The following is a 15,590-nucleotide window of genomic DNA, read 5'->3' on the forward strand; positions in this document are numbered from 1 at the left end:
CAAGGGGTTGATGAGGTGTGGATGACTCATCCGCTTATCCACAGCCGGGTTTTTCGACAGGCTTTCAAACGGGTTACTCACCCAGTACAGGGCGGGTTTTCCACAGGCTTTCTGGATGAGGATTCAGGGTGTTAGTACGAAGCCGGGCCGACGTATCCATAGGATATCGGTGCAGGGGCGAGGGAAGTCGATCACCAGGAAGCGGTCGGCTTGAGCCGCTGTAAGACGGCTATACAGATGCTTTTGATGAAGGCGGCTGTTCGCGTCTCGAGGAGTCGTCATCGAAACGAGGGATGTGCCGTACAGGAGAGGACGTGGCCGCCCTCAGGCCCTTACTTGCCGATGCAGAAGCTGGAGAAGATCCGCCCCAGCAGGTCGTCGGAGCTGAAGGCACCGGTGATTTCACCGAGGCACTGCTGGGCGTGGCGCAGGTCTTCGGCGAGGAGTTCGCCCGCACCGGCGGCCACCAACTGGTCGCGGCCGTGGTCAAGGTGGTCCTGGGCGCGTTGCAGGGCGTCCAGGTGGCGTCGGCGGGCGCTGAAGCCACTTTCGGCGGTCTGCTCGTAGCCCATGCAGGCCTTGAGGTGGTCCCTCAGCAGGGACAGGCCGTCGCCGGAGCGGGCGGAGAGGCTGAGGGTGACATGACCGTCGGCGTCCTCCTGCATCCCGGCCGGTTCGCCGCTGAGGTCGGCCTTGTTGCGGATCAGGGTGACCCGTGCCGGATCGGGGCGGCGCTCGAGGAATTCCGGCCAGAGGGCGAAGGGGTCGTCGGCCTCGGCGGCGGTGGCGTCCACCACCAACAGCACCCGGTCGGCGCCGTCGATGGCCTCCAGGGCGCGCGCCACGCCGATCCGTTCCACCTGGTCCTCGGTCTGGCGCAGGCCGGCGGTGTCCACCACGTGGAGCGGCATGCCATCCAGGTGGATGTGTTCGCGCAGCACGTCCCGGGTGGTGCCGGCGATGGCGGTGACGATGGCGGTCTCGCGACCGGCCAGGGCGTTGAGCAGGCTGGACTTGCCGGCGTTCGGGCGGCCGGCGATCACCACGGTCATGCCGTCCCGCAGCAGCGCGCCCTGGCCGGCTTCCCGCTGCACCGCCGTCAGCCGCTGGCGCACGCCGTCCAGCTGGCCCAGCACGTGGCCGTCGGCGAGGAAGTCGATCTCCTCCTCGGGGAAGTCGATGGCGGCCTCCACGTAGATACGCAGCTGGATCAGCGCCTCGGTGAGTGCGTGGACCCGTCGCGAGAATTCCCCTTGCAGGGAGCGCAGGGCATTGCGCGCCGCCTGCTCGGAGCTGGCCTCGATGAGGTCGGCGATGGCTTCGGCCTGGGCCAGGTCCAGCTTGTCGTTGAGGAAGGCGCGCTCGCTGAATTCCCCGGGGCGGGCCTGGCGCGCGCCCAGGGCCAGGCAGCGGCGCAGCAACAGGTCGAGGACCACCGGCCCGCCATGGCCCTGCAGTTCCAGCACGTCCTCGCCGGTGAAGGAGTGGGGACCGGAGAAGAACAGCAGCAGGCCCTCGTCGATCACTTCGCCATCGGCGTCGCGGAACGGTCCGTAGTGGGCATGGCGCGGCTTGGGTTCGCGGCTACCCAGGGCCACGGCCAGGTCCCGCGCCAACGGTCCCGACACCCGGACGATGCCGACCCCGCCGCGCCCCTGGGCAGTGGCGACGGCGGCGATGGTTTCACGGACGGGGGTCATGGCAGGTCTCCGGACAGCAAGACGCCCCACGAGGGGGCGTCTGGATTCAACGGGGCGGAAGGTCCGCCGTCAGGCTGTGGCCTTCTGGGTGGACGCCTCGATCTGCCGGGTAATGTACCACTGCTGGGCGATGGACAAGCAGTTGTTGACTACCCAGTACAGCACCAGGCCGGCGGGGAACCAGAGGAAGAAGAAGGTGAAGATGATCGGCATCAGCTTCAGCACCTTGGCCTGCATGGGGTCCGGCGGCGTCGGGTTCAGGCGCTGCTGCAGGAACATGGTGGCGCCCATGATGATCGGCAGAATGAAGAACGGGTCCTTGATGGACAGGTCGGTGATCCAGAACATCCACGGGGCCTGGCGCATCTCGACGCTTTCCAGCAGCACCCAGTAGAGGGACAGGAACACCGGCATCTGCACCACGATAGGCAGGCAGCCGCCCAGCGGGTTGATGCGCTCCTTCTTGTACAGCTCCATCATCGCCTGGGACATCTTCTGGCGATCGTCGCCATGCTGTTCCTTCAGCGCCTGCAACTTGGGCGAAACCGCCCGCATGCGCGCCATGGACTTGTAGCTGGCGGCCGAGAGCGGGAAGAACGCCAGCTTGATCAGCACGGTGAGGACGATGATCGACCAGCCCCAGTTGCCCAGCAGGCTGTGGATATGTTCCAGCAGCCAGAAGATCGGCTGGGCGATGAACCAGAGGATGCCGTAGTCGACGGTCAGCTCCAGGCCCGGGGACAGGGACTTGAGATGGGCCTGGATCTTCGGACCGGCGTAGAGGGTGGCAGCGGTTTCTGCCTTGCCGCCGGCGGGCACGCTGAGCACCGGGCCGGTGAAGCCAACGATGTAGTTGCCCTGGCCGTCCTTGCGGGTCTGGATGGCGTTGTTGCCGTCCTTTGGCGGGATCCAGGCGGTCACGAAGTAGTGCTGCAGCCAGGCGACCCAGCCGCCCTGCACGGTTTCCTTGAAGGGCTGCTTGTCCATGTCCTTCATGGACACTTTCTTGTAGGGCTCGCCCGCGGTCCACACGGCAGCACCCAGGTAGGTAGAGGTGCCGGTGGCGGTGCTGGAGGACGGGTCGGCGCTGGCGTCGCGCTTGAGCTGGGCGAACAGGTTGCCGTTCCAGGCCTCGCCGCTCTGGTTGTCCACCAGGTAGCGCACGTCGATCTGGTAGGCCGAGGGGTCGATGCAGCCGGGCTTCTTCTGCTCGCGTTCCTTGTCCGAGCACTGCGGGTTGAGGCCGCGCTTGAAGCTGAAGCGCTTGATGTAGCTGACGCCCGCTTCGCTGAAGGTCAGGTCCACCACCAGGTTGTCCTGGCCGTCGGCCAGGGTGTACTGGCGCTGGGCACTGTCGTACAGCGGACGGCCGCCAGCGCGGGCATCGGGGCCATTGGCGCCGGTCAGGCCGCTCTGGGCCAGGTAGGTACGCTCGGCGCCGTTGTCGAACAGCTGGAACGGCACCTCGGGGTGATCCTGGCGACGCGGGTACTGGGGCAGGGTGAGCTGTACGATGTCGCCGCCGCGCGGATCGATGGCCAGGTCGAGGACGTCGGTACGCACGCGGATCAGGTCCTGGCTGACCGGAACGGCCGCCAGAGTGGGGTCGCTGCGTTCGGCGCTGGCGGCCGGCACGTCTTCACCGGCCGCGGTGGCGGATGCGCCCGGGTTCGGGGAAGCGGGCACGTCGGCAGGGGTGCTGGCGGTGGTCGGCAGCGCGGCTTGGCCGTAGTCCTGGTTCCACTGGAGAACCATCAGGTAGGACACGACTGCCAGAGCGACGATCAGGATCGAGCGTTGAATATCCATGATTACTCGGCCATCGAAGAGGATTGGGTGGAGGAAAGCGGAGGCACCGGGTCGTAGCCGCCCGGGTGCCAGGGGTGGCAGCGGCCAAGCCGACGCAGTCCCAGCCAGCCACCGCGCAGCAGGCCATGGCGTTCGATGGCTTCTTGCGCGTAGCAGGAACAGCTGGGATGGAAACGGCAGTGGTAGCCCATCAGCGGGCTGATGGCATAGCGGTAGAACTGGATCGGAACGAGGGCCAGTTTACGCATGGGCGGTATCGGTCACCCCTGGATCGGGTTGCGCGTCCATTCTGGGTCGATTGCGCGCCAGGCGTTTCCAGAGCTTGCCGAACTGATGGATCAGCTCGGGATTGTCCAGTTCGCCGAGGCCCTTGCGCGCGACGACCACGATGTCCCAGCCTGCCAGGGCATCCTGGTTTAGGCGGAAGGAATCGCGGATCAGTCGTTTCAGGCGGTTGCGCTGGACGGAGAGCTTGACGCTCTTCTTGCCGATCACCAGACCCAGGCGGGGGTGATCCAGACCGTTGTCGCGCGCGAGCAGCAGGACATGCTTGCCAGGCGCCTTGCCGGTGGGTGAGTCGAAGACCGCTTTGAAGTGCCGGGGAGTCAGCAGTCGCTTTTCCCGGCCGAAGCCCCGACTCACCACCTGTTCCGGGTCGGTCAGACGGTCAGGCGCTTGCGGCCCTTGGCGCGACGACGCGACAGGACTTGACGGCCATTCTTGGTAGCCATGCGGGCACGGAAACCGTGGGTACGAGCGCGCTTGAGGGTGCTGGGTTGGAAAGTGCGTTTCATGATGCGATTACCTGGTGATCACTAAGGCCAAATGGGGCCCGAAAGTGGTCCCCGTTCAAAGAGACCGGCGATTCTAGAGAAATGCCGCGGACAGGTCAATTTCCAGCCAGCATGGGTTCTGACGTTTCGTCGAGCAGATAGAGAAAAAGGAAGAATGGTTTAAGAAAGGATGGAAGCTGATGTAACGCTTGAGAGGGCCATCCTCTGTGGAAAAGTCACTGCACGCCGCTCCTTGTGCGGTTTCCCAGGAAGGATAAGCCTGTCGGAAAGCGGGGCACGGGGTGTGCGCTTGAAGTAGACAGCCTGTGTTCAACTTGCTGAGTTATGCACAGCCACGTTATCCCAAGGCTTATCCGGCTGGTCTTGCCCAGGGTTCAGGGTGCTTTATCCACAGGGTTCAGGGTGAATACGCCGGGTTCTTTTTCCGCGCGTTAACGTCTTGATTTGGTTTAGGGATCGTCGGTCGGTACGTGTGGATAACCGATGGGCAGCGGGCTACAATGGCCGCTTGCGTCAGCGTTCTGCTTCTTTATAGGTCTTCGAGGGATATCCGTGTCCGTGGCCCTTTGGCAGCAGTGTGTCGAGCTTCTGCGCGACGAACTGCCCGCCCAGCAATTCAACACCTGGATCCGCCCCCTGCAGGTCGAAGCCGACGGCGAAGAGCTGCGCGTCTATGCGCCCAACCGGTTCGTCCTCGACTGGGTCAACGAAAAATACATGAGCCGGCTCATGGAGCTGCTGGTGGAGCGCGGCGAAGGCCTGGTGCCCGCCCTGTCCCTGTTGATCGGCAGCAAGCGCGCCGCCGCGCCGGTCCGGCCGGCGCCTCCACCGCTGCCCTCGACGCCGGCGCCTGTCGCGCCCGTTGCGCCTGCCTCCATGAACGTCCCCGCCGAACCTGCCCAGGTCCAGAGCCTAGTCAGCGAGGCCCATGGGCATTTCGCGTCGCCCGCCGCGGCTCCGGTGCGTACCGAGCGCGCGGTCCAGGTGGAAGGCGCCCTCAAGCACACCAGCTACCTGAACCGCACCTTCACCTTCGATAACTTCGTCGAGGGCAAGTCCAACCAGCTGGCCCGCGCTGCGGCCTGGCAGGTGGCCGACAATCCCAAGCATGGCTACAACCCGCTGTTCCTGTATGGCGGCGTGGGCCTGGGCAAGACCCACCTTATGCATGCCGTGGGTAACCACCTGTTGAAGAAGAACCCCAATGCCAAGGTGGTCTACCTGCATTCGGAGCGGTTCGTCGCCGACATGGTGAAGGCCCTGCAGCTGAACGCCATCAACGAGTTCAAGCGCTTCTACCGTTCTGTGGACGCGCTGCTGATCGACGACATCCAGTTCTTCGCCCGCAAGGAGCGCTCCCAGGAGGAGTTCTTCCACACCTTCAATGCCCTGCTGGAAGGCGGCCAGCAGGTGATCCTCACCAGCGACCGCTACCCCAAGGAAATCGAGGGCCTGGAGGAACGACTCAAGTCCCGCTTCGGTTGGGGTCTCACGGTGGCGGTGGAGCCGCCGGAGCTGGAGACCCGAGTGGCGATCCTGATGAAGAAGGCCGAGCAGGCCAAGGTCGACCTGCAGCACGATGCGGCGTTCTTCATCGCTCAGCGCATTCGCTCCAACGTGCGCGAGCTGGAAGGTGCCCTCAAGCGGGTCATCGCCCATGCCCACTTCATGGGGCGCGACATCACCATCGAGCTGATCCGCGAGTCTCTCAAGGACTTGCTGGCCCTGCAGGACAAGCTGGTCAGCATCGACAATATCCAGCGCACGGTGGTCGAGTACTACAAGATCAAGATCACCGATATGCTCTCCAAGCGCCGCTCCCGCTCGGTGGCGCGTCCGCGGCAGGTGGCCATGGCCCTGTCCAAGGAACTGACCAACCACAGCCTGCCGGAAATCGGCGACGCCTTCGGCGGGCGCGACCACACGACGGTCCTGCATGCCTGTCGTAAAATCGCGGAATTGAGGGAATCCGACGCGGATATCCGCGAGGACTACAAGAACCTGCTGCGTACACTGACCACCTGAACCATCCGCGCAGCCTCACGAGGCAAGGGACGAGACCATGCACTTCACCATTCAACGCGAAGCCCTGTTGAAACCCCTGCAACTGGTGGCCGGCGTCGTGGAACGCCGCCAGACCTTGCCGGTTCTCTCCAACGTGCTGCTGGTGGTCCAGGGCCAGCAACTGTCCCTCACCGGCACCGATCTGGAAGTGGAGCTGGTAGGCCGCGTAGCATTGGAAGAGGCGGCCGAGCCTGGCGAGATCACCGTGCCGGCGCGCAAGCTGATGGACATCTGCAAGAGCCTTCCCGCGGACATGCTGATCGACATCCGCGTCGACGAGCAGAAGCTGCTGGTGAAGGCCGGCCGTAGTCGATTCAGCCTCTCCACCCTGCCTGCCAACGATTTCCCCAGCGTCGAGGAAAGCCCTGGCTCCCTCACGTTTACCTTGCCTCAGGCCAAGGTCCGTCGGCTGATCGAGCGTACCAGCTTCGCCATGGCCCAGCAGGACGTGCGCTATTACCTGAACGGCATGCTGCTGGAAGTGAACTCCAATTCGTTGCGGGCCGTGGCCACCGACGGCCATCGCCTGGCCATGTGCGCCATCGAATCGACTATCGAGCAGGAAGGGCGGCACCAGGTCATCGTGCCACGCAAGGGGATTCTCGAGCTTGCACGTCTGCTCACCGACCAGGACGGCGAAGTCAGCATCGTCTTGGGTCAGCATCATATCCGCGCCACTACCGGCGAATTCACCTTCACCTCCAAACTGGTGGACGGCAAGTTCCCCGACTACGAGCGGGTATTGCCCAAGGGGGGCGACAAACTGGTGATGGGGGATCGGCAGATGTTGCGCGAGGCGTTCAGCCGTACCGCGATCCTGTCCAACGAGAAATACCGCGGCATTCGCCTGCAACTGGCGTCCGGCCAGCTGAAAATCCAGGCCAACAACCCCGAGCAAGAAGAAGCCGAGGAAGAAGTTGCCGTGGACTATACCGGCGGCAACCTGGAGATCGGTTTCAATGTCAGCTACCTGCTGGACGTACTGGGTGTGATGGGCACGGAACAAGTGCGCATTCTCCTGGCCGATGCCAACAGCAGCGCCTTGTTGCAGGAATCGGACAACGACGATTCCGCCTATGTCGTCATGCCGATGCGCCTGTAATCACCTCCCGCGCTGAATGTCCCTGAGCCGCCTTACCGTCACCGCGGTGCGCAACCTGCACGCGGTGACGCTCTCCCCCTCCCCTCGCATCAACATCCTGTTCGGCGCCAACGGCAGCGGCAAGACCAGCGTGCTGGAAGCCATCCACTTGCTGGGTTTGGCCCGCTCCTTTCGCAGCGTGCGACTGCAACCTGTAATCCAGCATGAAACGAGTGCCTGCACGGTTTTCGGCCAAGTCGAACTGGGTGGCGGCGCGCGGAGCCAGTTGGGCGTCACCCGGGAACGTCAGGGCGATTTCCAGATCCGTATTGACGGCCGCAACGTGCGCAGCGCCGCCGAACTGGCGGAAACGTTGCCACTGCAGCTGATCAATCCAGACAGCTTTCGTCTGCTGGAAGGGGCGCCGAAACTCAGACGGCAGTTTCTCGATTGGGGAGTGTTCCACGTGGAACCTCGCTTCCTTTCTGCCTGGGTACGCCTACAGAAGGCGTTGCGTCAACGGAACTCGTGGCTGCGGCATGGTACACTGGACGGTGCTTCCCAAGCGGCGTGGGACCGTGAGTTGTGCCTGGCCAGCGATGAAATCGACGCCTATCGCCGGGAATACATTCAGGCGCTCAAGCCCGTTTTCGAGCAGACATTGCGCGAGCTGCTGGAACTCGAGGGTCTCACGTTGAGTTACTACCGCGGTTGGGACAAGGAAAAGCCGCTGAGCGATGTCCTTGCCGCTTCCCTGCTTCGTGATCAGCAATTGGGACATACACAGGCGGGGCCTCAACGGGCGGATCTGCGTTTACGTCTGGCCCATCACAATGCCGCGGAGATTCTTTCCCGTGGCCAACAGAAGTTGGTGGTGTGTGCCCTGCGGATCGCCCAGGGGCATCTGGTGAGCCAGGCCAAGCGGGGCCAATGCATCTATCTGGTGGACGACCTTCCCTCGGAACTGGACGAACACCACCGGCGAGCGCTGTGCCGCTTGCTGGACGAATTGAATTGCCAGGTATTCATCACCTGCGTCGACCACGACCTATTGAAGGAGGGGTGGCGTGACGAGACACCGGTCTCGATGTTCCACGTGGAACACGGCCGAATCACGCCGCACCCGGTCCATCAGGAGTAAAGCATGAGCGAAAAAAACGCCTACGATTCCTCCAGTATCAAGGTATTGAAAGGCCTGGATGCGGTCCGCAAGCGTCCGGGTATGTACATCGGCGACACCGATGACGGCACCGGCCTGCACCACATGGTGTTCGAGGTGGTGGACAACTCCATCGACGAAGCCCTCGCCGGATACTGCGATGACATCTGCATTACCATCCACTTGGACGAATCCATCACGGTGCGCGACAACGGTCGCGGTATTCCAGTGGATATCCACAAGGAGGAAGGCGTATCCGCCGCCGAGGTGATCCTTACCGTGCTGCACGCCGGCGGGAAGTTCGATGACAACTCCTACAAGGTGTCCGGCGGTCTCCACGGTGTAGGGGTTTCCGTGGTGAACGCGCTGTCAGCCGAGCTGTTGCTGACCGTGCGCCGTGAAGGCAAGGTCTGGGAGCAGACCTACCATTACGGCGTCCCCCAGTTCCCGTTGCGGCCCGTAGGCGAGACCGAGGGGTCGGGCACCGAGATTCACTTCAAGCCTTCCGCCGAGACCTTCAAGAACATCCATTTCAGCTGGGATATCCTCGCCAAGCGCTTGCGGGAACTGTCGTTCCTCAACTCCGGCGTGGGCATCCTGCTGAAGGACGAGCGCTCCGGCAAGGAAGAGCTGTTCAAATACGAGGGCGGCCTGCGTGCCTTCGTCGACTACCTCAACACCAACAAGACCGTGGTGAACGAGGTGTTCCATTTCAGCGTCCAACGTGACGATGGCGTGGGCGTGGAAGTGGCGCTGCAGTGGAACGATGGCTTCAACGAGAACATCCTCTGTTTCACCAACAACATTCCCCAACGGGACGGTGGTACCCACCTGGCGGGCTTCCGCTCCGCCCTCACTCGCAACCTGAACACCTATATCGAGCAGGAAGGCCTGGCGAAGAAGCTCAAGGTCGCCACCACCGGTGACGACGCCCGGGAAGGCCTGACCGCCATCATTTCGGTGAAGGTGCCCGATCCGAAGTTCAGTTCCCAGACCAAGGACAAGCTGGTCTCGTCGGAAGTGAAGACCGCGGTGGAACAGGAAATGGGCAAATTCTTCGCCGACTTCCTGCTGGAGAACCCCAACGAAGCGCGGGCCGTGGTGGGCAAGATGATCGACGCCGCGCGGGCTCGGGAAGCCGCGCGCAAGGCCCGGGAGATGACCCGGCGCAAGGGTGCCCTGGATATCGCCGGCCTGCCGGGCAAGCTGGCGGACTGCCAGGAGAAGGACCCCGCCCTCTCCGAACTGTACCTGGTGGAGGGTGACTCCGCCGGAGGGTCCGCCAAGCAGGGCCGCAACCGCCGTACCCAGGCGATCCTGCCGCTCAAGGGCAAGATCCTCAACGTGGAGAAAGCCCGTTTCGACAAGATGATTTCCTCCCAGGAGGTCGGCACGCTGATCACCGCCCTGGGCTGTGGCATCGGCCGCGAGGAATACAACATCGAGAAGCTGCGCTACCACAACATCATCATCATGACCGATGCGGATGTGGACGGCTCCCACATCCGGACCCTGTTGCTGACGTTCTTCTTCCGCCAGCTGCCGGAACTGGTGGAGCGCGGCTACATCTACATCGCCCAGCCGCCGCTGTACAAGGTGAAGAAGGGCAAGCAGGAACAGTACATCAAGGACGACGAGGCTATGGACGAGTTCATGACCCAGTCGGCTCTGGAGGACGCCAGCCTGCACGTCAACGAGAATGCCCCGGGCATCTCCGGTACCGCGCTGGAAAAGCTGGTGAACGACTTCCGCAGCGTGATGCGCACCCTCAAGCGCCTGTCGCGCCTGTATCCCCAGGACCTCACTGAGCACATGGTCTACCTGCCGCCGGTGAGCCTGGAGCAACTGGCCGACGAGGGTGCCATGCAGGGCTGGCTGAGCGCCTTCCAGGCGCGCCTGAAGGATGCCGAGAAGTCGGGCCTGACCTACAAGGCCAGCCTGCGGGAGGACCGTGAGCGTCACCTGTGGCTGCCGGAGGTGGAAATGGTCGCCCACGGCCTGTCCAACTACGTGACCTTCAACCGGGACTTCTTCGCCAGCAACGACTACCGCACCGTCACCACCCTGGGCGACCAGTTGAACAACCTGCTGGAAGAAGGCGCCTACGTGCAGCGCGGCGAACGTCGCAAGCCGATCGCCACCTTCAAGGAAGCCCTCACCTGGTTGATGACTGAGACCACTCGCCGCTACACCATCCAGCGCTACAAAGGGCTGGGCGAGATGAACCCGGACCAGCTGTGGGAAACCACCATGGACCCTAACGTGCGCCGCATGCTGCGGGTGACCGTGGAAGACGCCATCGTTGCCGACCAGATCTTCAACACGCTGATGGGTGATGCCGTGGAGCCGCGCCGGGACTTCATCGAAAGCAATGCGCTGGCGGTATCGAACCTGGACGTCTGACTACAAGCGGGTGCGCACGAAAAAGCCGGCCTTGAGCCGGCTTTTTCATGGGGTTATGCACGTCCGTACCTGGCGTTCTAGCTGTTGAATATTCCTTATGGAACAAGCAGTTATTTCAAAGGGTGCTAACGCTCATGCCGATTCGTACACAACCTTATCCACAGGTCAGGGAGTAGCCGGCGTTTCGCTGAGGCAACCCTCGCTGTCCAGGCAACCGATCTCCCGCTGAGTGCGTTCTACCCAGGCAAATGCGCGGTCGTTGAGTTCGGCGGCGGCACGGGAGCCCTGCCCCTCGGCGTACATAGCCGGCCCGATAACCACCTGGATGGTCCCCGGGTACTTGGCCCAGCCCGCCTTTGGCCAGAAGCGGCCGGCGTCATGGGCGATGGGCAGCACCGGCATGCCGGCGTTCACTGCCAGGGAGGCGCCACCGCGGGAGAACTTGCCGATCTGCCCCACCGGCACCCGGGTGCCTTCCGGGAACACCAGCACCCAGGCGCCCTGCTCCAGACGTTCGTGGCCCTGGCGCGCCAACTGCTTGAGGGCCGCCTTGGGGTTGCTGCGGTCGATGGCGATGGGCCGCAGCATGGCCATGGCCCAGCCGAAGAACGGCACGTAGAGCAGTTCCCGTTTCACCACCTGGCTCAAGGGTTCGAAGAACGCCGAGAGGAAGAAGGTTTCCCAGGTGCTCTGGTGCTTGGCGAGGATCACGCAGGGACGTTCGGGTAGGTTCTCCAGGCCGCGTATGTCGTAGCGGATGCCCACCACCGTGCGCGCCAGCCAGACCGCCAGGCGGCACCAGTTCTGGATCACGAAGCGGTAGCGGGCGCGGAACGGCAGGAACGGCGCGACGAAGACGCTGACGATGCACCAGACGAAGGAACTGGACGACAGCAACAGGTAGAAGAGAACGGTACGCAGGACCTGCAGGACACTCATCGGGTGCATTCTCGGGCAAGTAGCCGGTCGGCCACGGCCGCCAGATCGTCGAACACCAGCGTGCCCGCCGGCAAGGGTTTTTCCAGGGTACGCGGGCCTTTGCCGGTCTTCACCAGCACCGGCTGACAACCGGCCGCCAGGGCCGCCTCCAGGTCGCCACGGGCGTCGCCGACGAACCACACGCCGTCCAGGGGAACACCGTAGTGGGCGCCGATCCGCCGGAGCAGGCCGGGCTTTGGCTTGCGGCAGTCGCAGCCCTCGTCCGGGCCGTGGGGGCAATGCAGGATCAGCCCCACGTCCCCGCCCTGCTCTGCCACCAGGGCGCGCAGGCGCTGGTGCATGGCTTCCAGGACGTCGGGGCTGTAGTAGCCGCGGGCGAGGCCGGATTGGTTGGTGGCCACCGCCACGGTCCAGCCGCCCCGGGAAAGGCGTGCGATGGCGTCGATGGCACCGGGGATCGGCAGCCACTCCTCCAGGGTCTTGATGTACGCGTCGGAGTCCTGGTTGATGACGCCGTCGCGGTCGAGGATCACTAGCTTCATGGAACGGTGTCAGCGCCGTCGGTCCCGGGCGCGTGGAGCGTCCGGGACCGGCTGGCGTCAGCCCAGCAGGGAGATGTCGGCGACGCCCAGGAACAGCCCGCGCAGGCGGGCCAGCAAGGCGTAGCGGTTGGCACGGACGTTGGCGTCTTCGACGTTGACCAGTACGGCCTCGAAGAAGGCGTCCACCGGCTCGCGCAGCTTCGCCAGGCGCTCCAGGGCCTCGCCATAGCGACGTTCCGCCGCCATGGGCTGCACCGCATGGTCGGCCTGCTGGATCGCCGCATACAGGGCGAATTCACTGGGGTTGTCGAAGTAGTGGGCCTCGACGCTGGCAGGAATCGTACCTTCCGCCTTGCTCAGCAGGTTGGACACGCGCTTGTTCACCGCGGCCAGGGCCTCGGCGTCCGGCAGCCGGCGGAAGGCCTGTACCGCCTGCACCCGCTGGTCGAAGTCCAGGGCCGAGGCCGGGTTCAACGCACGCACCGCCAGATAGGCCGATACGTCGATGCCCTCGTCCTCGTAGCGCGCCCGCAGGCGGTCGAAGATGAACTCCAGCACCTGCTCGGCCAGGCCGTCGGCCTTCACCTTGCTGCCGTAGCGCTGGATGGCGAAGGTCACGGCTTCGTGCAGGTTCAGGTCCAGGCGCTTCTCGATGAGGATGCGCAGGATACCCAGGGCTTGGCGACGCAGGGCGAACGGGTCCTTGCTGCCGGTGGGCAGCATGCCGATGCCGAAGATACCCACCAGGGTGTCCAGCTTGTCGGCGATGGCCACCGCCGCCCCGGTGAGGCTCTGGGGCAGTTCGGCGCCGGCACCACGAGGCATGTACTGCTCGTTGAGGGCCTGGGCCACGTCCGGGGCCTCGCCGTCGTTGAGGGCGTAGTAGTAGCCGGCGATGCCCTGCATCTCGGGGAATTCCCCGACCATCTCGGTGGCCAGGTCGCACTTGCCCAGCAGGCCGGCGCGCGCCGACCGCTGCGGATCGGCACCGATCTGCGGGGCGACGAAGGCGGCCAGGGCCGCGACCCGCTCGGCCTTGTCGTAGACGCTGCCCAACTGGGCCTGGAACACCACCTGCTTGAGACGCTCGTTAAAGCTCTCCAGGCGCTGCTTCTTGTCCTGCTTGAAGAAGAACTCGGCGTCGGTGAGGCGTGGGCGCACCACCTTCTCGTTGCCAGCGACGATCTGCGCCGGGTCCTTGCTGTCGACGTTGGCCACGGTGATGAAGCGCGGCAGCAGCGTGCCGCTGGCGTCCAGCAGGCAGAAGTACTTCTGGTTTTCCTGCATGGTGGCGATCAGCGCTTCCTGGGGCACCTCGAGGAAGCGTTCCTCGAAGGAGCAGACCAGCGGCACCGGCCATTCCACCAGGGCGGTCACCTCGTCCAGCAGGGCCGGCGGCACCACGGCGCGACCGTTCTGCTCGGCGGCCAAGGCCTCGACCCGCTGGGCGATCAGCGCCCGGCGCTCGGCGAAATCCGCCAGCACGTGGGCGCTGCGCAGGTTCTGCAGGTAGCTGGACGGCTGGGCGATGCTCACCGCCTCGGGGTGGTGGAAGCGATGGCCGCGGGACGCACGGCCGGCGCGCCGGGTGAGGATCTCGCACTCCACCACCTGTTCGCCGAACAGCATCACCAGCCACTGGGTCGGCCGGACGAACTCTTCGCGGCGCGCGGCCCAGCGCATGCGTTTGGGAATCGGCAGCGCCGCCAGGGCGCTCTCGACGATACCCGGCAGCAGCTGCACGGCCGGCTGGCCGGCGATCTGCTGGGAGAAGCGCAGCTTCGGACCGCTGCGGTCGATGCGTTCCAGGTCCACGCCGCATTTCTTGGCGAAGCCCAGGGCCGCCGGGGTCGGGTTGCCCTCGGCATCGAAGGCGGCCTGCAGCGGCGGCCCGTCGAGGTTGACGCTGCGGTCCGGCTGCTGCGCCGCCAACTGGTCCACCTGCACCGCCAGGCGCCGCGGCGCGGCGAACGCCCGGGCCGCCACGTAGCCGAGGCCGGCGGCCTTCAGGCCTTGCTCGACACCGGCGAGGAACGCCTCGGCGAGGCTTTTCAGGGCCTTCGGCGGCAGCTCTTCGGTCCCCAGTTCGACGAGAAAATCCTGTGCACTCATTCCGCGGCCTCCTTCAGCTTGGCCAGTACTTCGTCACGCGCCAGCACCTCATCGCGGAGGGCCGGGGTGGCCATGGGGAAGCCCAGGCGTGCGCGCGCCTGCAGGTAGCTCTGCGCCACGCTGCGGGCCAGGGTGCGCACGCGCAGGATGTAGCGCTGGCGCTCGGTCACCGAGATGGCCCGGCGCGCGTCCAGCAAGTTGAAGGTGTGGGAAGCCTTGAGCACCATCTCGTAGGTGGGCAGCGGCAGGTCCAGCTGGCTCAGGCGATTGGCTTCGGATTCGTAGAAGTCGAACAGCTCGAACAGCTTGGCGACGTTGGCGTGCTCGAAGTTGTAGGTGGACTGCTCCACCTCGTTCTGGTGGAACACGTCGCCATAGGTGACCTTGCCGAACGGGCCGTCGGCCCACACCAGGTCGTAGACCGAATCCACGCCCTGCAGGTACATGGCCAGGCGTTCCAGGCCGTAGGTGATCTCGCCGGTGACCGGGTAGCACTCGAGGCCGCCGACCTGCTGGAAGTAGGTGAACTGGGTCACCTCCATGCCGTTCAGCCAGATCTCCCAGCCCAGGCCCCAGGCGCCGAGGGTCGGCGATTCCCAGTTGTCCTCGACGAAGCGGATGTCGTGCACCAGCGGGTCGATGCCGATGGCTTCCAGGGAACCCAGGTACAGCTCCTGGAAGTTCTCCGGGTTGGGCTTGAGAACCACCTGGAACTGGTAGTAGTGCTGCAGGCGGTTGGGGTTCTCGCCGTAGCGGCCATCGGTGGGACGCCGGCTGGGCTGCACGTAGGCGGCGTTCCAGGTCTCCGGGCCGATGGCGCGCAGGAAGGTGGCGGTGTGGAAGGTGCCGGCGCCCACTTCCATGTCGTAGGGCTGCAGGACGACGCAGCCCTGGTCGGCCCAGTACTGTTGCAGGGCGAGGATCAGGTCCTGGAAGGTGCGCATGGCGGGTATGGTCTGGCTCACGGAAAAGTCACCCGATTCGGCG

Annotated in this window: 13 protein-coding genes; 4 read left to right on the plus strand and 9 right to left on the minus strand. The window is 64.6% G+C overall.

Translation table 11 applies throughout. From position 1 onward, the window contains the following. Positions 1 to 332: 332 nt before the first annotated feature. From mnmE to rpmH, 5 genes are all read right to left on the minus strand, one after another. Complete coding sequence (mnmE, locus tag FM069_RS15440) at positions 333 to 1,700, minus strand: tRNA uridine-5-carboxymethylaminomethyl(34) synthesis GTPase MnmE (RefSeq protein ID WP_143489264.1); 1,368 nt, start codon at positions 1,698 to 1,700, stop codon at positions 333 to 335. Between the two features lie 69 nt (positions 1,701 to 1,769). Beyond that, positions 1,770 to 3,509, minus strand: a complete 1,740-nt coding sequence (gene yidC / locus FM069_RS15445; protein WP_143489265.1) for a membrane protein insertase YidC — start codon at positions 3,507 to 3,509, stop codon at positions 1,770 to 1,772. A 2-nt stretch (positions 3,510 to 3,511) separates the two neighbouring features. Further along, positions 3,512 to 3,757: a membrane protein insertion efficiency factor YidD gene (gene yidD / locus FM069_RS15450; protein ID WP_143489266.1), complete on the minus strand. Its 246-nt coding sequence runs from the start codon at positions 3,755 to 3,757 to the stop codon at positions 3,512 to 3,514. Next, positions 3,750 to 4,154 (minus strand): ribonuclease P protein component, encoded by a 405-nt coding sequence (gene rnpA, locus FM069_RS15455; protein WP_143489267.1) that lies wholly within the window; start codon positions 4,152 to 4,154, stop codon positions 3,750 to 3,752. Before rnpA ends, yidD begins: the two co-directional genes overlap by 8 nt. Positions 4,155 to 4,168: 14 nt before the next feature. Further along, positions 4,169 to 4,303 carry a 50S ribosomal protein L34 gene (gene rpmH, locus FM069_RS15460; protein WP_003458028.1) on the minus strand — a complete coding sequence of 45 codons (135 nt, stop codon included), beginning with the start codon at positions 4,301 to 4,303 and terminating at the stop codon, positions 4,169 to 4,171. Positions 4,304 to 4,855: 552 nt separating this feature from the next. Between rpmH and dnaA the strand changes: the two genes are divergently transcribed. Genes dnaA through gyrB form a run of 4 tightly spaced genes read left to right on the plus strand, consistent with a single transcriptional unit; the run spans position 4,856 to position 11,010 of the window. After that, a complete protein-coding gene (gene dnaA / locus FM069_RS15465; RefSeq protein WP_143489268.1) occupies positions 4,856 to 6,328 on the plus strand; it encodes a chromosomal replication initiator protein DnaA in 1,473 nt (490 codons plus the stop codon). A gap of 37 nt (positions 6,329 to 6,365) precedes the next feature. Continuing rightward, on the plus strand, positions 6,366 to 7,469 hold the full coding sequence (gene dnaN, locus FM069_RS15470; RefSeq protein WP_143489269.1) for a DNA polymerase III subunit beta: 1,104 nt from the start codon (positions 6,366 to 6,368) through the stop codon (positions 7,467 to 7,469). Between the two features lie 16 nt (positions 7,470 to 7,485). Then, positions 7,486 to 8,589, plus strand: a complete 1,104-nt coding sequence (gene recF / locus FM069_RS15475; protein ID WP_143489270.1) for a DNA replication/repair protein RecF — start codon at positions 7,486 to 7,488, stop codon at positions 8,587 to 8,589. A 3-nt stretch (positions 8,590 to 8,592) separates the two neighbouring features. Beyond that, complete coding sequence (gene gyrB, locus FM069_RS15480; RefSeq protein WP_143489271.1) at positions 8,593 to 11,010, plus strand: DNA topoisomerase (ATP-hydrolyzing) subunit B; 2,418 nt, start codon at positions 8,593 to 8,595, stop codon at positions 11,008 to 11,010. Between the two features lie 165 nt (positions 11,011 to 11,175). Here gyrB and FM069_RS15485 read toward each other — a convergent pair whose 3' ends face one another. The 4 genes from FM069_RS15485 to glyQ are packed head-to-tail and all read right to left on the minus strand — an operon-like array spanning position 11,176 to position 15,568. Next, positions 11,176 to 11,949 (minus strand): lysophospholipid acyltransferase family protein, encoded by a 774-nt coding sequence (locus FM069_RS15485; RefSeq protein ID WP_143489272.1) that lies wholly within the window; start codon positions 11,947 to 11,949, stop codon positions 11,176 to 11,178. Then, on the minus strand, positions 11,946 to 12,491 hold the full coding sequence (gmhB, locus tag FM069_RS15490; protein ID WP_143489273.1) for a D-glycero-beta-D-manno-heptose 1,7-bisphosphate 7-phosphatase: 546 nt from the start codon (positions 12,489 to 12,491) through the stop codon (positions 11,946 to 11,948). Before gmhB ends, FM069_RS15485 begins: the two co-directional genes overlap by 4 nt. Before the next feature lie 57 nt (positions 12,492 to 12,548). Continuing rightward, positions 12,549 to 14,603, minus strand: a complete 2,055-nt coding sequence (gene glyS, locus FM069_RS15495; RefSeq protein WP_143489274.1) for a glycine--tRNA ligase subunit beta — start codon at positions 14,601 to 14,603, stop codon at positions 12,549 to 12,551. Continuing rightward, positions 14,600 to 15,568, minus strand: a complete 969-nt coding sequence (glyQ, locus tag FM069_RS15500) for a glycine--tRNA ligase subunit alpha (RefSeq protein WP_143489275.1) — start codon at positions 15,566 to 15,568, stop codon at positions 14,600 to 14,602. Before glyQ ends, glyS begins: the two co-directional genes overlap by 4 nt. Between the last annotated feature and the right edge of the window lie 22 nt (positions 15,569 to 15,590).

Source organism: Pseudomonas mangiferae, assembly GCF_007109405.1.
Lineage (GTDB): Bacteria > Pseudomonadota > Gammaproteobacteria > Pseudomonadales > Pseudomonadaceae > Pseudomonas_T > Pseudomonas_T mangiferae.

What these genes read in the sequence shown, in the direction of transcription:
- gyrB (WP_143489271.1), top strand. Translation starts at nt 8,593, where the DNA reads ATGAGCGAAAAAAACGCCTACGATTCCTCCAGTATCAAGGTATTGAAA.
- mnmE (WP_143489264.1), bottom strand. Translation starts at nt 1,700, where the DNA reads ATGACCCCCGTCCGTGAAACCATCGCCGCCGTCGCCACTGCCCAGGGG.
- FM069_RS15485 (WP_143489272.1), bottom strand. Translation starts at nt 11,949, where the DNA reads ATGAGTGTCCTGCAGGTCCTGCGTACCGTTCTCTTCTACCTGTTGCTG.
- yidC (WP_143489265.1), bottom strand. Translation starts at nt 3,509, where the DNA reads ATGGATATTCAACGCTCGATCCTGATCGTCGCTCTGGCAGTCGTGTCC.
- yidD (WP_143489266.1), bottom strand. Translation starts at nt 3,757, where the DNA reads ATGCGTAAACTGGCCCTCGTTCCGATCCAGTTCTACCGCTATGCCATC.
- dnaN (WP_143489269.1), top strand. Translation starts at nt 6,366, where the DNA reads ATGCACTTCACCATTCAACGCGAAGCCCTGTTGAAACCCCTGCAACTG.
- recF (WP_143489270.1), top strand. Translation starts at nt 7,486, where the DNA reads ATGTCCCTGAGCCGCCTTACCGTCACCGCGGTGCGCAACCTGCACGCG.
- rpmH (WP_003458028.1), bottom strand. Translation starts at nt 4,303, where the DNA reads ATGAAACGCACTTTCCAACCCAGCACCCTCAAGCGCGCTCGTACCCAC.
- gmhB (WP_143489273.1), bottom strand. Translation starts at nt 12,491, where the DNA reads ATGAAGCTAGTGATCCTCGACCGCGACGGCGTCATCAACCAGGACTCC.
- glyS (WP_143489274.1), bottom strand. Translation starts at nt 14,603, where the DNA reads ATGAGTGCACAGGATTTTCTCGTCGAACTGGGGACCGAAGAGCTGCCG.